We start from the raw sequence: 23,209 nt of genomic DNA, 5'->3' as shown, positions 1-23,209 counted from the left end.
GCAGACAGGGGGATCAAAGGCGGATGAGCTGTGGAGCGCGGGTCAGCGGCGGGAGGTCAGAGTCCTCTTGCATATCCATATGACGAGGGCAATTCCTGCGATAAGAGCCAGAATCCTGGTGATATCGGGTTTGCCATCCATGGCGTGGCAGTCGCTCGGATGATCTGGGTTGTAGGCGATGGTAAGGGTCTCGCCCACCTGGAGGCTGGTGTCCCTGTCAAAGGTCACCCAGGCCTGTACCTGCTTGCCATTGACCGTGTATTCCACTTGCAGTGTGCTTCCATACTTCGTGTCTGAGCCATCGCTTCGCCTCTGGTAGTTCTCCACCTTGAGGATGCGGGCCTCTGTCTTGGGGTAAGAGTTATAGGGAGAGGCCTTCATGCGCATGCCGATGATGACGACAGCTGCTCCCAGGAGGATGAAAATGATGACAAGTCCGATCCAGATTGCTTTTGTGGCGACATGTTTCATGGTCTGCTCTCCTTTCTGTCTTCTCATACAAGTGTAGCACAGATGGAAAGGGGCAGATGGATATTTCTCCGGTTCTGCCGAAGAGAAGCCTATTTGGATTCGGCGGGGAGAGTATCAGGAGGTTCTGCCATATTGGGGCTGACGCCGGACATAGACCGGTCGATCGGGGGAGGCGGTGGAAGATTTCTTTTGAAATTGTAAATAATAGACAAAAAACAGGTTATATAATTGGCAAATTTGTTGAGACTCATTGCCCAAGATGAGGTAGGATAAGTCTTGTAAAAACCCCAATACATTTTTACATTTTTTACTACCCCCATAGTAAAATACCTTCTCCTGAGAGCGGCTTCCCCAAGCCGCTCTCTTTTTCGTCTGGAATCAAATACAGGCAGAGCAGAAATTCTATTTTTTTCATTCGATTTCATAAACGTTTCATATAGGATCGATAGCATATGGTTTGTGAACAAAAGCGGCGGGAAAACAGACGCCTTACCTGCAGGGGGCGAGAAGGAAAGGAGTGGGGGGCAGCAGTGATCAAAAATGCCATCGCATATGTCTTGCGAAAAAAGACCCGAACATTGATAGTTTTTGTCATACTGACATTGGTTCTCTCCTGTCTGTATATATGCTTAAGCATTATGCGTACCAGTGAAAATCTGGAGCAGACCTTATATCAGTCTTCAAATTCATCCCTTTCGATCACGAAGAAGGACGCGGACGGATATTTTGAGATCAGTCCATTCGCGCAGACAGATCAGATCAAAGAGATTACCCAGTCGTCTCCTCAGTATGAGGGGCCGGCAAGACTGACCAATGCAAAAGCGGTCGAGGGGGAGCAGGCGATTACGAGAGACGATCTGACGGACGAATTCAAAAATCTGGTCTCGATTGAGGCCGGCGGTGAAACAGATAAAAACGTCCTCTTCAGCAGCGGGACATTCAGTCTGAAAGAAGGAAGAGGGATTCAGAGAGGTGATTCGGACGCTCTTCTCGTCCACGAGGAGTTCGCCAGGAAAAACAAGCTGAAGGTAAATGATGAAATTCGTCTGGAATACATTGACTCCAGGAATGCAGATCGCAAACTTGAGGAGCGCACCTACAAAATCGTAGGCATTTTTTCCGGGAAGAAGCAGGAGAGGTACACGGGGCTGTCGTCGGATCTGAGTGAGAACATGATGTTCGCAGACTATGCGTCAAGCCAGAAGGGGCTTGGCCTGTCGGAGAATCAGTGGATTGCCAGTAAGATCACTTTGTCCTGCGCGGGACCTGAGAAGATGGATGAGGCGATCAGGAAGATTCAGGAGCTCCCCGCGGATTGGTCCCAATATCGTGTTGACAAGAATACAAGCGCCTTTCAGGAGGCCATAGAGGCAATCGGCGGCGTCAGGCACATGATCGGGATGATGACCTACGCGATTATGGCTGGCGGCGTGGTTGTACTCTCCCTGATTCTGATCCTTTGGCTGAGAGAGCGAATCTATGAGATTGGAATCCTCCTGTCGATTGGAGTCAGCAAGGTCAAAATCGTGGGCCAGTTTCTTGTGGAGCTGATCCTGATATCCATTCCGACCAGCCTGGCCGCTTTTGTGGTCGGGAGTCTGGCAGTCAGGCAAATTGCAGGGGGATTGCTGGGGGCGGATCAGACAGCATCTCTTATGACAAACTTACCGACCGGTGCGGGCGGAGTCAGTCAGTTGCTGGTGTTTGTACAGAGCTATGGCGTTTTGGCTGCCGTTATCGCGGTATCAGTGATCATTGCATCCGCAATGATTCTGATCAAAAAGCCAAAAGAGATTTTATCCCAAATCAGTTAGGAGGCCAGTATGAGTATCTTAGAAATGAAGAATGTAACTTACAGCTATTCCGGCTCCAGAGAGCGGATTCTCTCATCCATCAACCAGGGCTTTGAGTGTGGGAATTTCTATGCAATCATCGGGAAATCCGGCGCTGGAAAGTCAACCCTGCTCTCTCTTTTGGCAGGACTGGATCGTCCCGATCGGGGAGAAATTCTGTTTAAGAATGAGAATATTGAGAAAGAGGGATACAGCAGGCACAGGAGAAATCATATATCGCTTGTCTTTCAGAACTACAACCTGATCGATTATCTCTCCCCCCTGGAGAATGTGAGGCTGGTCAACAGCAAGGCCTCTGAGGAAATTCTGCTGGAGCTCGGGCTGGATAAAAGCCAGATCAAAAGAAATGTCATGAAGCTCTCCGGAGGCCAGCAGCAGAGAGTCGCAATTGCCAGAGCCCTGGTGTCAGAAGCGCCGGTTATTCTGGCGGATGAGCCGACAGGAAATCTGGATGAGTCTACCGCCGGAGAAATCATAGGAATTTTAAAGAAACTGGCCAAAGAGAGGAATAAGTGCGTCATCGTGGTGACACACAGCAAGGAAGTCGCCGGCGCGGCAGACACAATTCTGGAATTGAGCAATAAGAAGATCAAGCAGGTGAAATATATCTAGGAGGGCGACAATGATCAGAAACGCATTTGCCTATGTCACAAGAAAGAGTCTGAAATCCTTCATCATACTTCTGGTGATTTTGTCCATGTCTGTCCTTAGTCTGATCAGTCTGTCGATCAGGGATGCGACCAACCGGGCCTCAGCGGAGACCTTTGGGACGATTACCAATAGTTTCTCCATGGAGATTAACCGGCGGGTCAACCAGGGAACACCGCGGGGAGGAGGAAATGTAAGAGGACAGGATATCAAGAAAATAGCTGAGTCCAAGGATATTGACGGCTATGTGAAGAGAATCAACAGTGTGGCCGATCTGGATGGCTATGATATCATTGAGACCAAGGAGACGCTGGCATCCCAGTCTGAAGAGCGCGCAAAGAATTTCAAGAGAACCGTTATGCTGACCGGAGTCAACGATTCATCCAAGGAGACGAAATTCGTATCCGGGGCATACCAGCTGGTTGAGGGACAGCACCTGACCGGGACGGATAAGAATAAAATCCTGATGCATAAGGATCTGGCAGCCAAGAACAATCTGAAAGTGGGGGATAAGTTAAAGATCAAGTCCAATCTCTTTGATGCGGATAATGAGAAGGGCGCCAATGAGACGGTGGAAGTGGAAATCAAGGGCCTGTTTGACGGACACAACAAGGGCGGCGTGAGCGCAGCCCAGGAGCTCTATGAGAACACGCTGATTACAGATCTGGACACGGCGGCGAAGGTCTATGGCAATACGGAAGACACCGCCACCTATCAGGACGCGACCTTCTTCGTGAAGGGGAATAAGAACCTGGATCAGGTGATCAAGGATCTGGGCTCTCTGGATATCAACTGGAAGGCCTATAACCTGATCAAGAGCTCGTCCAATTATCCGGCTCTGCAGAAGTCTATTTCCGGCGTATACGCAATTGCCAACCAGTTGCTGACAGGATCCTTAGTCTTTGCCGGTCTTGTCGTATCTCTGCTTCTGCTCCTCTGGATGAATGCCAGAAAGAAAGAAATCGCGGTTCTCCTGTCACTGGGCTTTTCCAAGATGAGAATTCTGGGGCAGTTTATGATGGAACTTTTGTTCATCGCGATTCCGGCCTATATCGGGGCTTACTTCCTGGCCGGACATGTGGGGAAAGCGCTCGGAAACCGCATCCTCCAGAGAGTTACGGGGAATATCGCGGATCAGATAGCCAAGCAGTCGGCATCGACCGGCCTGGGCGGCGGCGCGGAAGTGGACGGCTTCAATAAGACCCTGACCAGCCTGGATGTGATCGTCGGTCCGAATGCTCTGATCTATGTGGTACTGTTTATGTCGCTGATTTTGATTGTTTCCGTCCTCATATCCTCGTTTGCGATTTTAAAGAGAAGTCCCAAGGAACTGCTGACAGATACCAAGTAAGAGATCACGCAAAGCAGTGAAGCCCGGCTGGGTCGTAAAGAACTTTCGGATCGCTCTGCTGTCATACCTGTTGATGGGATCGGGGAATGGTCCATTCATAGGGGACAGGAATCATAAGAGCGGATCCAAGAATGAAGCGAGAGCTGATTGTCATAGGACGCATGCGCGTATTTGGAGCGCATGTGTCCTATGATGGTCGGCTCTCTTTATCTATTATTCACGACATGGAATGACAGTAATCTGGAGCGTCTTCTCTGCGAATGAGGGTTCCTTTCCTTCAGAGCGGCCGCCTGGCGGGGAAGCAGCGCGAATGCCCGGCTGTTTTGCGTGCCTTCATAGACATTGCCGGGTGTGGTCGGTAAAATAGGCTTTGACGGCAAATTCGAGGATATGCCGGCAGGGCCGGGGCGCTTGCGCAGGAAGGGGAGAGCCTATGAAAATACTTGTTGTTGAGGATGACCAGATGATCCGGGAGGGCGTCTGCGAATACCTGTCCGAATCCGGTTATGAGATGGTCGAGGCGGGGGACGGGAGAGAGGCGCTTGCCAGGTTTTATTCTGATGATATCGACCTGGTAATCCTGGATATACAGATTCCGCATATCAACGGCTTGGACGTACTCAAGGAGATTCGAAGAAAGAGCAGGCTGCCGGTACTGATCTTAACGGCCTTCAGTGATGAGGAGTATAAGATAGAGGCATTTACCAGTCTGGCGGACGGCTATATTGAAAAACCCTTTTCTCTGCCTGTGTTAAAGGCCCGCATTGACTCTCTGATAGAACGGCACTTCGGGCTGACAGATCGATTTGCCTACAAGGGAACGGAGGTGAATTTCAGCAGCTATTCGGCCAGAGTGGACGGGGAAAAGGTCGATGTGAACGCTAAGGAAGTGGAGATTCTAAAATTTCTGCTGGAACATGAGGGCTGCGCCCTGACAAGGGCGCAGATTCTGGACGGGGTGTGGAAGGAGACAGAGGAAATCCCCTTTGACCGGGTCATTGATGTCTACATCAAGGAACTGCGGAAGAAACTGGGACTGGACTGCATTATCACCGTTCGGAATGTGGGCTACAAGCTGGAGAGACAATGAAGAATCTGAAAATATTTCCCAAGATGTTCCTGCAGACCTTTGCGATCCTGAGCATTCTCATTGTTCTGATGCATCTGCTGATTTTTTTCGTCTTCCCCAAGACCTATCTGGAGACCAGAAAGCAGGAAGTATCTGCCAAGGCGGATGAAATTGCCAGCAATATTCAGGGGAGAGATCTGAATTTCGTCGAGCAGTCCCTGGATTTCTACTCCAAGACCAGCCAGATCAAGGCCTTTGTCAAAGAGCAGGGAGCTGATGACGGGATCAGAATCGAAGAGGAAGTGGGAGCTGACTTAAAGAGCAGCAGCAACTCTCTGGTTATTGAGGAGAGAGAGATCCAATTAAACACGGGGAGAAAGATATGGGTTCAGTTCGTCTCGACTGCGGATATGCAAAGAGATGCCAAAGAGCTGAGCCTGAAATTCCTGCCATATTCCCTGATCCTGTCTTTTCTTCTCTCTGTCGTCATTTCCCTGATCTATGCCAGGTCGATCACAAAGAGTATCCAGGAAATCAAGGACGTCACAGATCAGATGATGAAGCTGGACAAGGACGCCAGCCTGAAAGTGGATTCGACCAATGAAGTGGGGCAACTGAAGGGACAGATCAATGAATTGTATGAGACCCTTTTAAATTCCATGGAGCACCTGGAACAAAAGAATCAGGAGGTTCTGCGGCTGGAGAAGCTGAAATATGATTTCTTCAGAGGAGCCTCCCATGAGATGAAAACACCCCTGGCCAGCTTGAAGATCATCCTGGAAAATATGCAATACAATGTCGGAAAGTACAAGGACCGGGACAAGTACATCGGCAGCTGCCTTGCGATTGTGGATCAGCTGACCAGAAATATCTCCCAGATGCTGTCCGTCTCATCCCTTGACCAGCTCAAAAATGATGAGGAGGAGGTTCTGGTCAGAGATATTTTACAACCGCTTCTGGATCAGTACAGACTGCTGGCGGGCCAGAGGCATATCAGCGTGAGCGAGGAGCTGGGCGATGAGACCATGTATATCGGAAGGCGGGCGCTCAAGATGGTCCTGTCGAATCTGATCAGCAATGCCGTCAAGTACGCGAATGAGAAGGGAGAGATTCACATCGGAGCGGAAGACAACTGGCTCTATGTGGAAAATACGATTGATGAGGAGACAGAGGCGGATCCCAATCAGATTTTTGACGGCGGTTTTGACCTGAACAGCGAGAGGGGGAACGGACTAGGTCTGTATATTGTCCGAAACATCCTGTCCAACTATGAGATCCCATACCGGGTGACCGGGGACAAGGGGAGGATTCGCTTTCTGATCCGGCTGGCTTCACAGTGATTTCCGTTGCGGAGGACGGATAAGGTAGAATATAATAAATCTCGTGGAATTTTCGGGAGAGATGTTCTCTTCAATCAACCGCTGACGTGGGAATAGAAAGAGGTGAGAGGATGATCGAAGACGCGATTGTCAAGGTGAAAGAGGCGGAGGCCAAAGCCGATGAGATCGTCGCCTCCGCCAGGCGTCAGGCGGCGCAGATTCGCCGCCAGGCGGAGGAAGACGCGGCCAGAGCGAAAGAGGAAGCGCTTGCGAAGGCTGACTCTGATCGGAAGGAAGCCAAAAAAGCGGCCGATGCCCTGACCGCTGCGGCGGAGCATCCTGCTTCGACAGATGGAGAGACCCGGAAACTGCCGGAGGATCAGAGGAGAGCGGCGATCGACGCCGTGATCGGACTGGCGCTGAAGTAAGGAGGATGTTCCATGGCGATTGTGAAGATGCAAAAGATCAGCATCGCCGCCGCGAAGAAACACAGGAAAGCCATTCTCGAGCAGCTGCAGGACATGGGGCTGATGGAGCTCCATGAGGAACAGATTGAGGACGTCGATTTAGAACGCATGGATACCCAGGCGGCCCGCAATAACTTTGAGCGGGCGGCGCAGACCCTGGATATGGCGCTGAAGCTTCTCAAGGAGTACGCGCCGGAGAAAAACGCCGGACTCTCCCTCTTTTCCGAGAAAAAGCTGATCCCGCGCAGTGATTTTCAGGCGCATGACTCGCGGGCATCGGGCTTGTTGACCAAAGCCCAGAAGCTGGTGGACCTGGAGAAGGAGATTCATGAGCTTGGGGCGGCCAATCTCAAGGATCGGGCGACGATCAGCGGTCTGACCCCCTGGATGAGTCTGGATATTCCGATGTCGACCAGGGGAACCGCGAAGACGGAGGTCTTTATCGGAACCTTTCCCGAAGACCAGAGCGACGAGGCTCTGATCGCGGGGTTGACAGCGGATCTTCCGGCGGATGCTCCGCTCGATGTCAATATTCTTGCCAGAGAGAACCGGATGGTCTACGTCTGCCTGATCGCCGCCAAATCGATCAGCGAGACCCTGACAGAAAACATGCGCCAGATGGGCTTTGCCCGGCCTGCGGTCAGCTGCAGGCGGATCCCCGGGGACAAGATCAAAAGCCTGGAGGAATCCATCGAGCGGCGGAAGAGGAAAATAGAAGAAAACAAAAAGGAGATGGCCTCCTACGGGTTGTTGCGCCGGGACTTTTACATCAGCGCGGACTACTATCGCAGCCGCGCGCTCAAGTATGAGCTCCTGGGGAAGATCCCGCAGACCCGGCATATCTTCTTTCTGCAGGGCTGGGTGACAGACCAGTCGGCCGAGCCGCTTGCCAGGCTCTTAAGTGAGAAGTACGGAGCCTTTGTGCAGAGGGAAGAGCGGAACCAGGACGAGCTGGAGCCCACGGTTCTCGAAAATCCCCGGATTGCCAGGCCCGTCGAACCCATTTTGGCTTCCTACGGACTGCCGACGCACGGCAGATTTGATCCGACGAAAATCATGACCTTCTTCTATGTGATTTTCTTCGGAATGATGTTGTCCGATGCCGGATACGGGATCCTGGTCTCTCTGGGGACCGGTCTCATCCTCCTCCGCCACAGGCGCCTGGAAGAAGGACTCAGGCGGATGCTGCAGCTCTTCTTCATGTGCGGCCTGTCAACGACCTTCTGGGGCTTTATGTACGGCGGATTCTTCGGAAATGCCATAGATACCGTGGCTTCGACCTTCTTCGGCTATCAGGGAGACGCCATATTAAAGCCTCTCTGGTTTGAGCCGCTGAAGGATCCCATGCGTCTTCTGATCTGGTGCATGCTCTTCGGCCTGATTCATCTCTATACCGGACTGGCCATCAAGGGATATGAGACCCTGAAGGCCCATGATGTGGTGGGATTCATCTCGGACATCCTGTCCTGGTTCATGATGCTGACAGGTCTGGTGCTGATGCTTCTGCCGAGTGACCTCTACGGCTCCATTGCGGGGACGGCATATCAGTTCCCTGCCTGGCTGGTCGCATTCTCTAAAATTCTTGCGGGGGGAGGCGCCCTGATCATCCTTGTCATGAGCGGAAGAAGCAAGAAGAACTGGGCGCTTCGGATAGCCCTGGGGGCCTATGACATCTATGGGGTGACCGGCTGGCTGTCGGATTTGCTCTCCTACTCGAGACTTCTGGCCCTGGGGCTCGCGACCGGCGTCATCGCCAATGTCATTAACCTGATGGCCAGTATGGTGGGGGGAGGTCCTCTCGGACCGATTCTCTTTGCCGTCGTCTTTATCCTCGGCCACAGCCTCAACATCGGCATCAACCTGCTGGGCGCTTATGTTCACACCAACCGACTGCAATACGTCGAGTTTTTCAGTAAGTTTTACGACGGAGGCGGAAGAGCCTTCCAGCCATTTGGCAGACAGTATAAGTACATTCAAATCAAGGAGGACAAGTGAGATGAGTTTAGGAATGGTATTTGCATTAACCGGAGCGGTTCTGGCAACAATTCTGGCAGGCATGGGATCTGCCTGGGGCGTAGGTCTCGCCGGTCAGGCGGCCGCCGGCGTCGTCGCGGAGGATCCGGATCAGTTCGCCAAGGTTCTGCTCCTGCAGCTCCTTCCCGGTACCCAGGGTATCTATGGACTTCTGGTCACCTTTATCACGCTGACAAGGATCGGTGTCCTGGGGGGCAGCGCCATTACGGATACCTGGACGGGACTTCTGTACCTGGCGGCCTGCCTTCCCATCGCCATTGTGGGACTTGTCTCCGGCTACCATCAGGGCCGTACTTCTGTGGCCTCCATTGGCATTGTAGCAAAGAAGCCGGATCAGTTCGGTAAGGCCATGCTCTTCCCCGCCATGGTAGAGACCTACGCTATCCTGGCTCTTCTGGTCTCTATCCTCGCGGTTACGAATATTGGTTGAGCAGTTTTTCATTCATGACAATGGATTCCCCGCAGAGAGCGCATTCGATTGCTCATGAGAGAGGGTTTCGCCAGGCGAATATTCCATCGCTTATGGCAATGAAATGCAGGAAGAGCGTATCTTCCGTTGCTTGACAGAGTAAAGACAGGAGTAGCTATGGCAGGAATTGATAATATTCAATCTGAAATCCTGCAGGAGGCGCAGGCTGCGGCCGATGCCCTGATCGAGGATGCCAGGGCGGACGCAAAGAAGCTGGCGGCAGAATCCGCAGAAGAGCTGGATGCGATCCGCAGGCTGGCGGAGGGAGATTGTGAGCGCATCAGAGCGGCGGGACAGGTTCGCCTGGCGTCGAGGCAGGAGATGCTCAGAAGACAGGAAATCCTTCGCCGAAAACAGGATGCGGTCTCAGGCCTGATTGCGGAAGCTTACGATCAGCTGGCCAATGAAGACCAGGAGTCCTACTGGCAGATGGTGCTCTCTCTTCTGGACACCCATATCCGTCCGGAGAAGGGGAGGATCTGCTTCTCTCAGAGGGATCTGGACCGCATGCCAAAGGAGGTCAGAACGTCGATTGAGAAGAGGGCAGGGGAAGCGGGAGCCGACCTGACGATTGCGGCTGATGCGTCGGTCACCAACGGTTTTGTCCTTGATTTCGGAGGAATTGACGAGAACTGTACGCTGAAGGCGATTTTCGCGGAGCGGTATGAGCAGATGCAGGACGCGGTCTCCGCGATTCTGTGGCAGGAGTAAGTGTCTATGAGGGATGTGGAATATACCTTTGCGGTAGCCAGAATCCGCGTGCTGGAGAAGCATTTGCTCAGTGACGATGACATCAGCGCCATGATCAGTCTGAAAGATGTGCCTGCGGTCGTGGCCTACCTTTTGGACAGGGGCTGGGGCGACGGGAGCCAGCAGGATCCCGACCGTCTTCTGGCGGCGGAAGCGTCGAAGACCCTGGACCTGATGCGGGAGCTCAAGGTGGATCCGGAGATCTTTCGGATCCTGACCTATCCCCGTTACTTTCACAACTTAAAGGCCGCGATTAAGGAACTCTGCACAGAGGTCCGTGTGGCAGGGGCCTACTACGAATTAGAGGATTTTGGCAGAGAGAGACTTCTTGAGCTGCTTCGGGAGAAGGACTACCGGGCGCTTCCGGAGGATATGCAAAAGGTCGCCGCGGAGGCCTATGAGACCATGGCGTCTACCCAGGACGGACAGATCTGTGATCTGATGGTTGACCGGGCCTGCCTGGATGCCATGATGGAAATCGGCCGAAAGAACGGCAGCAGCCTGATCCGGGCATACGAGGAAATGACCGTCGCGGTGACGGACATCCGCATTGCCTACCGGGCGGCCAGGACGGGAAAGAGCCTTCGCTTCCTCAGGGAGGGGCTGGCAGAATGCGACAGTATTTCCGTCTCTGCTCTGGCTGACGCGGCCAGCCGGGGGAGTGAGGAACTTCTTACTTTCCTGAGGGGCGCGGGATACGGACAGGCCGCGGACGCGATTGAGGAGGGCCCGTCGGCGTTTGACCGCTGGTGCGACAATCGCCTGATCGAGACATTGAAGCCCCAGAAGACCAATACAATTTCGGTCGGCCCTCTTGTGGCCTATTATCTGGCTAAGGAGAATGAGATCAAGAGCGTTCGCATTCTGCTGACGGCTAAGGCCAATGGTTTCCCGGAGGAGGCAATTCGCGGAAGGGTGCGTGAGATGTATGGATAAGATAGCGGTCATGGGAGATTACGACAGCATTTACGGCTTCGGGGCCCTGGGAATGGAGCTCTTTCCCACGGATGAGGACGAGGATCCTGCCGGCACCCTGCGCAGGCTTGCCCAGAGCGGGTACGGCATCATCTACATCACCGAGGCGGTCTGTCTGGAGCTTGCAGAGACAATCGAAGAATACAGAGAGAGAGTCAGCCCGGCGATCGTTCCGATTCCCGGGATCAGCGGGGATACAAAAGTCGGTGTCGACGCGGTGAAGAGGTCTGTGGAGCAGGCGGTCGGAAGCGACATTCTCTTCTCCCAGAATTAAGACAGGAAAGCGAGGCGTGCGATGAGCACTGGAGTGATCAAGAAGGTTGCGGGACCTCTGGTTATCGCGACCGGAATGCGCGATGCCAACATGTCTGACGTGGTTCGCGTCAGCGATGAGCATCTGATCGGAGAGATCATTGAGATGCATGGAGACGAGGCCTCCATTCAGGTATATGAGGAGACCCAGGGACTTGGCCCCGGCCAGCCTGTGGAGTCGACCGGGATGCCCATGTCGGTCGATCTGGGGCCGGGTCTGATCGGCTCCATCTACGATGGGATTCAGCGTCCCCTCAACAAGATCAGGGAGGTGTCCGGGTCTGATCTCCTCCACCGGGGGGTACAGGTACCTGCTCTGGACGAGGAGAAGGTCTGGAACTTTGTCCCGACGGTCTCTGTAGGAGACGAGGTGGAGGCCGGCGATATCATCGGCACGGTTGAGGAGACGGCGGTCGTCACGCAGAAGATCATGGTTCCTTACCGCCTTTCCGGGAGGATCAAGCGCATTGAGTCCGGACAGCATACCATCCGGGAGACGATCGCGGTCATTGAGACGGATGCGGGAGACGTGGATGTGACCATGGTTCAGAAATGGCCTGTCCGCCGTCAGCGCCCCTATGCCAGGAAGCTGGCTCCCAATATGCCTCTGGTGACGGGACAGCGGGTCATCGACGCCTTCTTCCCCATTGCCAAGGGCGGTGTGGCAGCGATCCCCGGCCCCTTCGGCTCCGGAAAGACTGTCACCCAGCACCAGCTGGCCAAGTGGGCCGAGGCGGATATTGTGGTCTATATCGGCTGCGGTGAGCGCGGCAATGAGATGACAGACGTTTTGAACGAGTTCCCCGAGCTGGTTGACCCCAAGACCGGGGAGTCCCTGATGAAGAGGACCGTTCTGATCGCCAACACTTCTGATATGCCCGTTGCGGCGCGCGAGGCTTCGATCTACACGGGAATTACCATCGCGGAGTACTTCCGCGATATGGGTTACTCTGTCGCCCTGATGGCGGATTCCACCTCCCGCTGGGCAGAGGCCCTGCGCGAGATGTCCGGGCGCCTGGAGGAAATGCCGGGTGAGGAGGGCTATCCCGCTTATCTGGGATCCCGTCTGGCTCAGTTCTACGAGCGGGCCGGCCGGGTGATTTCTCTCGGCAGGGAGGGACGCGAGGGACAGCTGTCCGCCATCGGAGCCGTTTCTCCTCCGGGAGGAGATATTTCCGAGCCTGTCTCCCAGGCGACCCTGCGCATTGTCAAGGTCTTCTGGGGACTGGACGCCAACCTGGCCTATCAGAGACATTTCCCGGCCATCAACTGGCTGAATTCCTACTCCAACTACCTGGATGATATGGAGCCCTGGTTCAATGAGAACGTCAAGTCGGACTGGATGCAGGTCCGGCAGAATCTGATGTCCCTTTTGACAGAGGAGGCCTCGCTCAATGAGATCGTAAAGATGGTCGGAATGGATGCCCTCTCGCCCCAGGACCGCCTGAAGATGGAGGCGGCCAGAAGTATCCGCGAGGACTTCCTGCACCAGAATTCCTTCGATGAGATCGACACCTATACCTCTCTGCCCAAGCAGTACGACATGATGAAGCTGGTATACGCCTTCTACGAGGAGGGGAGCAAGGCCCTGAAGGCCGGAGCCAATATTGAAGATATCGTCAGCATGCAGGTCCGCGAGCGGATCGGCCGTTTCAAGTATACGAAGGAGAGCGATATCGCGGAGGAGTACAGCTCGGTTCAGGAGGCTCTGGCCACCGAGATCGCCACGCTGACCCAGGACAAGGAGGACTAAATTATGGCGAAGGAATATCGCACGATAGAGGAAGTCGCCGGACCTCTGATGCTGGTACAGGGGGTATCAGGCGTCAGCTATAATGAGATGGGCGAGATCGAGCTGGCGGACGGAAGCATCCGCCGCTGCAAGGTCCTGGAGATCGACGGGTCAAACGCCCTGGTACAGCTCTTTGAGACCGCAACCGGAATCAACCTGTCCAATTCCAAGGTCCGCTTTCTGGGCAAGTCTCTGGAGCTGGGCGTGTCCGAGGACATGCTGGGCCGCGTCTTCGACGGTATGGGGCGGACCATCGACGACGGGCCGCAGATCCTTCCGGAGAAACGGATGGACATCAACGGTCTGCCCATGAATCCGGCGGCCCGTCAGTACCCGTCGGAGTTCATTCAGACCGGGGTCTCATCCATCGACGGCTTAAACACCCTGGTTCGCGGACAGAAGCTGCCCATCTTCTCGGCTTCCGGTCTTCCCCACGCGCAGCTGGCTGCCCAGATTGCCCGTCAGGCCAGGGTCCGCGGGACTGACGAGCCCTTTGCCGTTGTCTTCGCCGCGATGGGAATCACCTTCGAGGAGGCTAACTTCTTCCAGGAGTCCTTCCGGCAGACCGGGGCCATTGACCGGACGGTTCTCTTTGTCAATCTGGCCAATGATCCGGCCGTCGAGCGTATTTCCACCCCCCGTATGGCCCTGACCGCCGCGGAATATCTGGCCTTTGAGAAGGACATGCATGTCCTTGTCATCATGACGGATATCACCAACTACGCGGACGCCCTGCGCGAGGTGTCAGCGGCCCGCAAGGAGGTTCCCGGCCGCCGTGGTTACCCCGGTTACATGTACACGGACCTGGCGACCATGTATGAGAGAGCCGGCCGCCTGCGGGGGCACAAGGGATCGATTACGATGATTCCCATCCTGTCCATGCCGGAGGATGACAAGACTCATCCCATTCCCGATCTGACCGGGTATATCACGGAGGGACAGATTATTTTGAGCCGTGATCTCTACCGCAGGGGAATTACCCCCCCTGTGGATGTCATGCCCTCCCTGTCCCGTCTGAAGGACAAGGGAATCGGAGCCGACAAGACCCGTGAGGACCACGCGGCGACGATGAACCAGCTCTTTGCTGCTTATGCCAGGGGTAAGGACGCCAAGGAACTGATGGTGATTCTGGGCGAGGCGGCCCTGACAGAGATGGACCTGCTCTATGCCAGGTTCGCGGATGAATTCGAAAGCCGCTATATCTCCCAGGGATATCAGACCGACCGGTCCATTGAGGAGACCCTGGATCTGGGCTGGGATTTGCTGCGCCTGCTCCCAAGGTCGGAGCTCAAGCGAATCAGCGACGATATGCTGGATAAGTATTACGAGAAGTAGAGTCGCCGGGGATTCCACCGGCGGAGTGCGCATCTCATCAGACAGGGCCGCTCCTCGGAGTGGATTGAGGAAGGATAAATAGATGGCGGGAACGAATGTGAATCCCACGCGAATGGAGCTGACCCGGCAGAAGCAGAAGCTTGCGACCGCCGTTAAGGGCCATCGTCTGCTCAAGGATAAGAGAGACGAGCTGATGCGGGAATTTTTGGACCAGGTTCGCGAAAACATGGATCTGCGCCTGAAGGTGGAAGAGGGGATCAAAAAGGCCAATGCCGGCCTGGTCTTAGCCAGGGCGGGGATGTCGGAGGAGCTTCTCAAGGAGGCTCTGATGGCTCCCAAGCAGGAGATCTGCTTAAAGAGCTCCAGGCGAAACGTCATGTCTGTCGATATTCCCCAATATGAGATCGACATGCGCACCAGCGATCCCAATGACATCTACGCCTATGGCTTCGCCTTTACTTCCGGGGAACTGGATTCGGCGGTCAGAGAGCTGGCGGATCTGACGGAGGATATGCTTCGCCTGGCGGAGCGGGAGAAGGCCTGTCAGCTGATGGCAGCCGAGATCGAGCGCACCAGACGGAGGGTTAACGCCTTAGAGCATGTTATTATTCCGGAGGCGCAGGAGAATATCAGGACCATTTCCATGAAGCTGGACGAGAATGAGAGGTCTACTCAGGTTCGCCTGATGAAGGTTAAGGACATGGTCTTAAAACAGGCCAGAGAGGCGAAGAAGAAGGAGAGAGCTTCCTGATGGGCCGATGAAAATCACGGCAGAGAGCATTTCAGTCCTTGGCTTCGTCAAGGGCTGGAATGATCGGCCTGAAAAATCAACAATAGAGCGTTGTATGCGGAAGTTCCCGGGTGTTTGCGAACAGAGCGCCCGGGGATCTTTTTATAACAATCAGAATGCCGGCGAACCGGATTCTCCGCGGCTGTCATATCATACCGGGAGAGCGTGCGGAAGAAGGCATACTTTTTATTATAATTCTTGCGTTAACGTTAGCTTTCAGTTGTAAAATCTTCTTGAGACCAGGCGTGATTTTTAAGACGCCTTCGCGCTGGCAGGTGAGTTCGCGAGGTGTCGCCACGGCACATAAGTCAGGAGGTTTTTATGTATCATTTTAAGTTTTATGCGCCGACTAAGGTTGTCTTTGGAAGGAATACCGAGGAGCAGCTTACCGATCTGGTTTGGGAGTTCGGCGGAAAGAAGCTGCTCATTCACTATGGAGGGGGCAGCGTCATCCACTCTGGTCTCCTGCAGAAGGTGAAGGATCAGTTGGATTCGTCGGGGATTTCCTACGTGAGTCTGGGTGGATATGGCGCACAAATGCGCGGTTGGCGCAGGCGGCTCAATTGGTTCTGCCAGAAAGCTGAGCGAGAAGGATATGCTGGCCATCTATCAGGCGAGCAGGTGAATTGAGGGGAAAGCAAGAGGAGAAGCGCTTGCAAAGAAGCCGAGGATTCATGATAAAGGAATACGTACGAAGCGTATGGTTTGTGCCATAGCCTCTCATCATCTATAATAAGTGTTCCAGGTTGTTTGCGGAAAACACAGGGAAAGGAGAAGCCGGCATGGCCTATCAGGCGCTCTATCGCAAATTCCGGCCCCAGACCTTCGAAGACGTCAAGGGGCAGGATCATATCGTCACAACCCTGAAGAACCAGTTGAAGAACGACCGCATCGGCCACGCCTATCTCTTCACGGGGACCCGGGGAACCGGCAAGACAACCGTCGCCAAAATCCTGGCCAGGGCAGTCAACTGCCAGCATCCCGTTGACGGCAGTCCATGCGGCAAGTGCAGCGTTTGCAGGGCGATCAATGCCGGCAGCTCCATGAATGTCATCGAGATCGACGCGGCTTCCAATAACGGTGTGAACAATATCCGGGAGATCATCGAGGAGGTGGCCTATCCGCCGACGGAGGGCCGCTATAAGGTCTACATCATCGATGAGGTTCACATGCTCTCTCCCGGGGCATATAATGCCCTCTTAAAGACCCTGGAGGAGCCGCCGGAGTATGTCATTTTCATCCTGGCAACTACGGAGGTCAACAAGATCCCCATCACGATCCTCTCTCGCTGTCAGCGCTATGATTTCCATCGGATCAGCGTGGTGACCATTGCCGGCCGCCTGCGCCAGCTCATGGAGGAAGAGGGGCTGGCAGTTGAGGATAAGGCAGTGGATTATATCGCCAGAGCAGCGGACGGATCCATGCGGGATGCCCTCTCCCTTATGGATCAGTGCATCGCCTTCTACCTCGGGCAGAAGCTGACCTATGACGATACGCTCAAGGTCCTGGGAGCGGTGGATACGGATGTCTTCAGTCACCTCCTGCGGGCGATCATTGGCAGAGACGTCACAGAGTCGATCCGCATGATAGGGGAGATTATCGCGGAGGGAAGAGAGCCGGTTCAGTTCGTCAATGATTTCACCTGGTATCTGCGCAATCTGCTCCTGTTAAAGAGCGGGGATCATATGGAAGACGCCCTGGACATCTCCAGTGACAACCTGGCCCTGCTTCAGGAGGAGGCGCAGATGGTTGAGGATGAGATCCTCATGCGCTATATTCGTATCCTGAGCGATCTCTCCAGCCAGATCCGCTATGCCAGTCAGAAGCGAATTCTGATCGAAATCGCTGTGATCAAGCTCTGTAAGCCCCAGATGGAGACCTCCTATGATTCCCTGATTGACCGGCTGACGACTCTGGAGGAGAAGCTGGAGGAAGGAATCCCCGCGCAAGCGTCCGAGGGTAAGAGATCGGATGCCGGCGGTCAGATGAGCGGCCAGACGCAGGAGGCTCCTGTCAGGGCAGCAAAAAAGAACCTGCCGGCGGCTGTCCCGGAGGAGGTCAGGCAGCTGGCAGGCAGCTGGAAGAAGCTGATAGCGGCTATGGAAGATCGCATGCTGGCTTCCATGCTGAGCAAGGCCCTGGTCTCCGTCTCCGAGGAGGGAGAGCTCCTTTTAGTCTATGATGTGGAGGCACCTGATCAGAACCTGGCCAGAAAGAAGATGACGCAGGCTAAGACCATGGAGGAATTGCGGCAAGTCCTGTCTGAGACCACCGGCAAGGAGGTCAGGGTCAAGGTGGTCGGCAATGAGGACCGCCGACCTAAGGAGCAGATGTATACCGACGCGATTGACTATTTTGCCAAAACGGCCGGGGTCGAACTCGTCGAAGAAGACTTTTAAAACAAGCATTTCAAAGGATTTTAAGATCCTGGATTGGAGGACACAATGGCAAGAAGAGGCGGCGGTTTTCCCGGCGGCGGCAACATGAATAACCTGATGAAGCAGGCCCAGAAGATGCAAAAGCAGATGGAGCAGGCCCAGGCAGATCTGGAGGAGAGAGATTTCACCGCGACAGCCGGCGGCGGCGCGGTCAGTGTCGTTGTCAGCGGGAAGAGAGAGCTGAAGAGCATAGAAATTGACAGGGAGGTAGTAGATCCCGAGGATGTGGAGATGCTGCAGGATCTGATACTGGCAGCTGTCAATGAGGGCTTAAAGCAGGTGGATTCCTTCTCGCAGCAGTCCATGTCCCGCTTTACCGGCGGCTTTGGAATCTGATCAGAGGCGTTCATGGAATACTACAGCAGAGAAATCAGCCAGCTGATCGGGGCGCTCTCCAGGCTGCCGGGGATAGGCTCTAAATCCGCCCAGAGATTGGCTTTCCACATTCTGCGCATGCCAAAAGAAGAGGTGGATCAGCTGGGGAAAAGCCTGATGGACGCCCGGGCCAATGTTCGCTTTTGTAAGGAGTGTTTTACACTGACCGACCAGGAGATCTGTCCCATCTGTGCCTCAGACAGGCGCAACCACAGGCAGATCATGGTGGTGGAGTCCACCCGCGATCTGGCGGCCTATGAGAAGACGGGGAAGTATGAGGGAGTCTATCATGTTTTGCACGGGGCGATCTCACCCATGCAGGGGATCGGACCGGCGGATATCCGCATGAAGGAGCTCTTTGTCCGTCTGCAGAAAGAGGATGTGGAAGAGGTGATTATCGCGACGAATTCCTCTCTGGAGGGAGAGGCGACGGCCATGTATATCAGTAAGCTGATCAAGCCAACCGGAATCCGTGTGACTAGAATTGCCTCCGGAGTTCCGGTCGGTGGAGACCTGGAGTATATTGACGAGGTGACTCTGCTCCGGGCCCTGGATGGAAGGCGGGATTTATAGACCAGACAATTCCCGCACAATAACAAAAATATCCCGGTTATACACAGAAAAAGAGAGGATATCAAGGGGATTTCCACAGACGATCCACAGATGTATCAACATTTGTCTATATTGACAGGACGATATCCCGGGATCTGTCAATTGTGGAGGAAATCTCGTCCGAGACCCAGATAAAATAGAGCTAAGTAAGATCAATTCTATAGACATAAGAGAAAGTGACTATCCAAAGTAGACAGATGGACAGTCGCTTTTTTGTCGTCTCTGCACAGAAAAACAATTCGTACAAATCAACAGAAAAGAATCTTTCGTCAAACGATATGGAAGACAAAAAGGGGGCCTGATATATTTTTGGACACAAGAGAAAGGCAGCTGCGGGACCGACAAGAGGGAGGTGAGGAGAGATGAATGAAGTGGGATCAGACCGAGGCAAAAGCGGATGAGGAGGAAGAGAAGAAGAAAAGACAGGGGGAGGCCGGCATGTGCCTGCGATTGATATTGGGATCTGCTCTGCTTGCCCTGGCTCTGGGAGAGGATTTGAGGAGCGGAAGGATTCCCAACCGGCTCTTGCTGATGGGCGGATTTCTCGGCCTTGTCAGCTATGCCTGGCAGGTCGCAGATCCCTGGTATATCGGCATCGAGCGTGGCGGTCGGAGAGGAATCGGCATGTTTGATCCGGTCTGGTCGGACATGGGCGGAGAATATCTTTTGTCGGTCGCCCGGGACATGCTTTTGCCTATGCTGGCGGCAGGACTGTTTCTCGCGATCTTCTTTCTCCTTGGAGCGCTGGGAGCGGGGGATGTGAAATTACTAGCTCTTCTGGCAGGACTCTTACCGGCTGACCTTTACCGGCCAATGCTGGGAATCGCGCTTGGACAGGGAGCCTTGCTCGGGCTTATGAGTCTTTTAAGGAGAATGCGAACAAGCGGCAGAGGAATCGAGACCCTGGGCCATCTCCTGTGGTCAGGCCATCCGCTCGCGGAGGGAAGAGACTTGCAGACGAGGGTACATTTTACGATCTGCATCTGCAATGGTTTTTTAGTCTGCCTGGGTTGGCAACTTGCGGCGGATCTCTCGCGCCTGATCAATGTCTAGAAGAGAAAATGACTGCCGGACAGGCCCCGGCAGGCGAAAGAAAATGAATTGGGGGGAGTATGAGTCAGATACAGATTTTGATTGCGGACAGTGACGGAGCCTATGTGGAGGCTCTTGTCAACTTTCTGATGGGCCGGCAGGAGGAGTACGGAATTCGGACATTCACAGAGCCTCTGGCCTTTGAGGAAGAGATCCGTCAGTTGGATTGGACAGATTTTGACCTGACCATTCTGGGAAAGGAGTATCTTGCGATTGCGCAGGAGGCGGGATTGCTGGGAGAGATACGCCGCAAAACGGGATCTCTTCTGCAGCTGACCGAAGAAAAGGGGCAGGGGATGTTCGGAGTGGATGAGATGGAGAAGTATCAGCCCATGGACTTTCTTGTGAACTTGCTGGGAAGAGTCAAGTATCCGGGTTCCCTGCGGCTGCACGAAGCTTCTGACGGGGTCATGGGCGCTTATACCGGGGAGCTGCTTGCTGCCTCGGGCAAAGAGAGGGTCTGCGAGGGGAGGGACCGGAACTCTTTCTGGGCGGTATACTCTCCCATGCACCATGATTTGCTCCTGGCATTTACCCTGCTCATGTGTCGGTCTCTGGCGCAGGAGGGACCGGTTATCCTCATGGATCTAGAAGAAAATTCCAGGCTCGGGGAACTCCTTTCCTGCAAATGGAGGGGGACACTGACGGATTATCTGTATCTGCGAAGCACAGATGATGGAAAACTTGCAGATTTTCTGATATATGACGGGGCACTGGCAATCATGCCGCCGGTGGACAGCCCGACAGAGCTGGGAAGAATCAGTCCTGACCAGTGGCAGCTGGTTCTGGGCGATTTGCAGGAGACAGGGGCACGGATTGTATTGCTCTATGATTCTTTCCACCAGGGAGCCCAGCTCATGCTGGATCACTGCAGGAAGATGTTTCTCTTGAGCAAGCAGGAGCCCTATTATCGGCGGCTGACAGCGCGGACGGAGGGGGCTCTTCGCAGGCAGTTTCGGCATCTGGAGCTGGAGACGATGGATTTGCCGCTTTCTCTGGGAAGCCGGGGGGAATGGAACTTCAGCCTGGAGGAAATCGAAGCGGGAAACCTGGGCAATTATGTCGTGAGCCAGAAGTATCGCTGGGAGGAAGAGCATGCGTGCCGAAGTGTGGGATGAAGTTCGCGAGACACTGCATGACAAGGTTCTGGAGCATTTGCAGGAATCCTGTGCGGATCAGAGGAAGAGTGATCAGGAGATTTGCCGGGTCATACGGGAGATCCTGGTAGAGTATGCCAGGGATCATCCCATGGATTTGGAAGACCGGGTTCAGATGGAGCGGGAGCTCTTTAACTCCATGCGCAAGCTGGATATCTTACAGGATCTGTTGGAGGAAGACACCATTACAGAGATTATGATCAACGGGCATGAGAATATTTTCCTGGAGGAGCGCGGAAAGATTCGAAGGCTGAACAGGCATTTTTCCTCGGAGGAGAAGCTGGCGGACCTGGTTCAGCAGATGGTCGCATCGACGAACACATTGGTGAATGAGTCCAGGCCGATTGCGGACACCCGATGGAAGGACGGCTCCAGAATTCACATTGTCCTGCCTCCGGTCGCCGTGGATGGAATCATGGTGTCGATTCGCCGCTTTCCCAGGAAAGGGATCGGGATGGATCAGCTGCTGGAGCTGGGTTCGATTTCCGAGGAGATCAGGGATTTTCTGGCAGACCTTGTGAGGGCCGGTTACAACATCTTTATTTCCGGGGGGACGGGGAGCGGCAAGACCACTTTTCTGAATGCCCTGTCGGAGTTTATTCCCGGATCAGAGCGCGTGGTCACCATCGAGGATTCCGCAGAGCTGCGGCTGACCGGAATCGACAACCTGGTTCGACTGGAAGCCAGGGAGGCCGGCATGGACGGGAACCTTGAGGTGAGTATTCGGGAACTGGTCAGGACTGCTCTTCGGATGCGGCCGGATCGGATCATTGTCGGGGAGTGCAGGGGAAGCGAGGCCCTGGAAATGCTCCAGGCGGCCAATACCGGGCACGATGGAACGCTGGGGACGGGACACGCGAATTCGACTGCGGATATGGTCTCCCGACTGGTGACGATGGTTTTGATGGGGAACGTCTCTCTGCCCGTGCCGGCAATTTTAAGTCAGATTGCGTCGGGGATCGACATCTTCATCCATCTGGGACGACTGCGGGATGGAAGCCGTAAGCTTCTGGAGATCAACGAGGTTTTGGGAATGGAAGAAGGGCAGGTAAAGCTCTCTTGTCTCTACCGCTATGAGGCGGAGGCTGGAGAGGAGGTGAGAGGACAATGGAAACGCGTCAATGCTCTGCAGAGAAGGGGAAAACTGCAGCGGGCGGGAATGACAGAAGGAAGCGGGTGCTGATCAGCTGCGCCCTGGCCCTGCTTTTGGCATGGCTCTTCTACAGCAGTCCCCTGGCCCTTCTTTTGGTCATCCCCATTTATCTGGGGCTTGGCCCCTACCTGAGGAAACGGCGGGAGCAGAGAAGGTACGGGATTTTCCTCAGAGAGTTTCAGGACTATCTCAAACTGCTGGTCGCTGCCCTTCGCAACGGTTATTCCGCGGAAAATGCCTTCCGCCTTGCCGAGGAGGAGCTGGGGAAAATCACTCCGGCGGACAGCCCCCTTCTGACAGCGGTCCAAAAGCTGTCCGCCCGCATCCGACTGCAGATGCCACTGGAGGAAGGACTTGTGGAGATGGCCCGGGAACTGGGCTATGAGGAGGCGGTAAATCTGGCAGACCTGATGGCCTTTGCCAGGCGGCTGGGCGGGGATTACAGCCGCTTTCTGGAGAGAAGCGCCCGCTCCATCGCGTCGAGGATTGAGCTGAAGGAAGAGATGGCAGCCGATCTCGCGGCAAAAGAGTATGAACAGAGAGTCATGTCGGTTATGCCGCTGGCGGTATTGCTCTATGTTCGCCTGACCGCGGGAGCCTATCTGGAGCCGCTTTACAGGCCTCCTCTGGGGACAATTATGATGAGTCTTTGCCTGGGACTTTACCTGGGAATGTTTCTTCTGGGGGAGAGGATCATTTACCGGGTGATGCAGGTCTAAAGAGAGGAGGATCCAAACGGGGCCTGGT

23 protein-coding genes are annotated in these 23,209 nt (G+C 54.4%); 22 read left to right on the top strand and 1 reads right to left on the bottom strand.

The annotated features are described in order from the left end of the window. Positions 1 to 42 precede the first annotated feature (42 nt). Positions 43 to 471 carry a DUF3592 domain-containing protein gene (locus GCWU000342_RS07815; protein ID WP_045000904.1) on the bottom strand — a complete coding sequence of 143 codons (429 nt, stop codon included), beginning with the start codon at positions 469 to 471 and terminating at the stop codon, positions 43 to 45. Positions 472 to 1,109: 638 nt separating this feature from the next. On the opposite strand from GCWU000342_RS07815, the gene GCWU000342_RS07805 reads away from it, so the two are divergent. From GCWU000342_RS07805 to GCWU000342_RS07700, 22 genes are all read left to right on the top strand, one after another. Beyond that, positions 1,110 to 2,285, top strand: coding sequence for an ABC transporter permease (locus tag GCWU000342_RS07805; RefSeq protein WP_456299938.1), 1,176 nt, complete (start codon positions 1,110 to 1,112; stop codon positions 2,283 to 2,285). A 9-nt stretch (positions 2,286 to 2,294) separates the two neighbouring features. Beyond that, entirely contained in the window at positions 2,295 to 2,936 is a 642-nt protein-coding gene (locus GCWU000342_RS07800) for an ABC transporter ATP-binding protein (protein ID WP_006906845.1), read from the top strand. Positions 2,937 to 2,946: 10 nt separating this feature from the next. Then, positions 2,947 to 4,323 (top strand): ABC transporter permease, encoded by a 1,377-nt coding sequence (locus GCWU000342_RS07795; RefSeq protein ID WP_006906844.1) that lies wholly within the window; start codon positions 2,947 to 2,949, stop codon positions 4,321 to 4,323. Between the two features lie 433 nt (positions 4,324 to 4,756). Further along, positions 4,757 to 5,413 carry a response regulator transcription factor gene (locus GCWU000342_RS07790; protein ID WP_006906843.1) on the top strand — a complete coding sequence of 219 codons (657 nt, stop codon included), beginning with the start codon at positions 4,757 to 4,759 and terminating at the stop codon, positions 5,411 to 5,413. After that, positions 5,410 to 6,732 carry a sensor histidine kinase gene (locus GCWU000342_RS07785; RefSeq protein WP_006906842.1) on the top strand — a complete coding sequence of 441 codons (1,323 nt, stop codon included), beginning with the start codon at positions 5,410 to 5,412 and terminating at the stop codon, positions 6,730 to 6,732. The genes GCWU000342_RS07790 and GCWU000342_RS07785 overlap by 4 nt, the downstream gene beginning before the upstream one ends. 110 nt (positions 6,733 to 6,842) lie before the next feature. Continuing rightward, positions 6,843 to 7,139 (top strand): hypothetical protein, encoded by a 297-nt coding sequence (locus GCWU000342_RS07780; protein ID WP_006906841.1) that lies wholly within the window; start codon positions 6,843 to 6,845, stop codon positions 7,137 to 7,139. A gap of 12 nt (positions 7,140 to 7,151) precedes the next feature. Beyond that, the gene (locus GCWU000342_RS07775; protein WP_006906840.1) at positions 7,152 to 9,173 is read left to right on the top strand and encodes a V-type ATP synthase subunit I; all 2,022 of its coding nucleotides are present in this window, start codon (positions 7,152 to 7,154) and stop codon (positions 9,171 to 9,173) included. Position 9,174: 1 nt separating this feature from the next. Then, a complete protein-coding gene (locus GCWU000342_RS07770) occupies positions 9,175 to 9,642 on the top strand; it encodes a V-type ATP synthase subunit K (protein WP_044959196.1) in 468 nt (155 codons plus the stop codon). 156 nt (positions 9,643 to 9,798) lie between these two features. Continuing rightward, positions 9,799 to 10,392 carry a V-type ATP synthase subunit E gene (locus GCWU000342_RS07765; protein WP_006906837.1) on the top strand — a complete coding sequence of 198 codons (594 nt, stop codon included), beginning with the start codon at positions 9,799 to 9,801 and terminating at the stop codon, positions 10,390 to 10,392. Positions 10,393 to 10,398: 6 nt separating this feature from the next. Beyond that, complete coding sequence (locus tag GCWU000342_RS07760; RefSeq protein WP_006906836.1) at positions 10,399 to 11,367, top strand: V0D/AC39 family V-type ATPase subunit; 969 nt, start codon at positions 10,399 to 10,401, stop codon at positions 11,365 to 11,367. Next, positions 11,360 to 11,680 (top strand): V-type ATP synthase subunit F, encoded by a 321-nt coding sequence (locus tag GCWU000342_RS07755; protein WP_006906835.1) that lies wholly within the window; start codon positions 11,360 to 11,362, stop codon positions 11,678 to 11,680. The genes GCWU000342_RS07760 and GCWU000342_RS07755 overlap by 8 nt, the downstream gene beginning before the upstream one ends. Positions 11,681 to 11,701: 21 nt before the next feature. Then, positions 11,702 to 13,471 carry a V-type ATP synthase subunit A gene (locus GCWU000342_RS07750; protein ID WP_006906834.1) on the top strand — a complete coding sequence of 590 codons (1,770 nt, stop codon included), beginning with the start codon at positions 11,702 to 11,704 and terminating at the stop codon, positions 13,469 to 13,471. A gap of 3 nt (positions 13,472 to 13,474) precedes the next feature. After that, a complete protein-coding gene (locus GCWU000342_RS07745) occupies positions 13,475 to 14,845 on the top strand; it encodes a V-type ATP synthase subunit B (RefSeq protein WP_006906833.1) in 1,371 nt (456 codons plus the stop codon). A gap of 82 nt (positions 14,846 to 14,927) precedes the next feature. Continuing rightward, positions 14,928 to 15,596 carry a V-type ATP synthase subunit D gene (locus GCWU000342_RS07740; protein WP_006906832.1) on the top strand — a complete coding sequence of 223 codons (669 nt, stop codon included), beginning with the start codon at positions 14,928 to 14,930 and terminating at the stop codon, positions 15,594 to 15,596. A gap of 360 nt (positions 15,597 to 15,956) precedes the next feature. After that, a complete protein-coding gene (locus tag GCWU000342_RS07735; RefSeq protein WP_006906830.1) occupies positions 15,957 to 16,265 on the top strand; it encodes an iron-containing alcohol dehydrogenase in 309 nt (102 codons plus the stop codon). A gap of 152 nt (positions 16,266 to 16,417) precedes the next feature. After that, positions 16,418 to 18,034, top strand: coding sequence for a DNA polymerase III subunit gamma/tau (gene dnaX, locus GCWU000342_RS07730; protein ID WP_045000896.1), 1,617 nt, complete (start codon positions 16,418 to 16,420; stop codon positions 18,032 to 18,034). Between the two features lie 45 nt (positions 18,035 to 18,079). Further along, a complete protein-coding gene (locus GCWU000342_RS07725) occupies positions 18,080 to 18,409 on the top strand; it encodes a YbaB/EbfC family nucleoid-associated protein (protein WP_006906828.1) in 330 nt (109 codons plus the stop codon). A gap of 12 nt (positions 18,410 to 18,421) precedes the next feature. Next, on the top strand, positions 18,422 to 19,021 hold the full coding sequence (recR, locus tag GCWU000342_RS07720) for a recombination mediator RecR (protein ID WP_006906827.1): 600 nt from the start codon (positions 18,422 to 18,424) through the stop codon (positions 19,019 to 19,021). Positions 19,022 to 19,426: 405 nt separating this feature from the next. Further along, a complete protein-coding gene (locus GCWU000342_RS07715) occupies positions 19,427 to 20,113 on the top strand; it encodes a prepilin peptidase (protein ID WP_006906825.1) in 687 nt (228 codons plus the stop codon). Positions 20,114 to 20,172: 59 nt separating this feature from the next. Continuing rightward, entirely contained in the window at positions 20,173 to 21,270 is a 1,098-nt protein-coding gene (locus GCWU000342_RS07710) for a hypothetical protein (RefSeq protein WP_006906824.1), read from the top strand. Further along, positions 21,248 to 22,492 (top strand): CpaF family protein, encoded by a 1,245-nt coding sequence (locus tag GCWU000342_RS07705; protein WP_006906823.1) that lies wholly within the window; start codon positions 21,248 to 21,250, stop codon positions 22,490 to 22,492. The genes GCWU000342_RS07710 and GCWU000342_RS07705 overlap by 23 nt, the downstream gene beginning before the upstream one ends. Next, positions 22,486 to 23,181, top strand: a complete 696-nt coding sequence (locus GCWU000342_RS07700) for a type II secretion system F family protein (RefSeq protein ID WP_006906822.1) — start codon at positions 22,486 to 22,488, stop codon at positions 23,179 to 23,181. Before GCWU000342_RS07705 ends, GCWU000342_RS07700 begins: the two co-directional genes overlap by 7 nt. Positions 23,182 to 23,209: the final 28 nt, after the last annotated feature.

This window comes from Shuttleworthella satelles DSM 14600, from assembly GCF_000160115.1.
In the GTDB taxonomy this organism is placed as follows: domain Bacteria; phylum Bacillota; class Clostridia; order Lachnospirales; family Lachnospiraceae; genus Shuttleworthia; species Shuttleworthia satelles.
The sequence above is the reverse complement of the archived record's forward strand: the minus strand, read 5'-3'. Positions and strand labels throughout refer to the sequence as shown.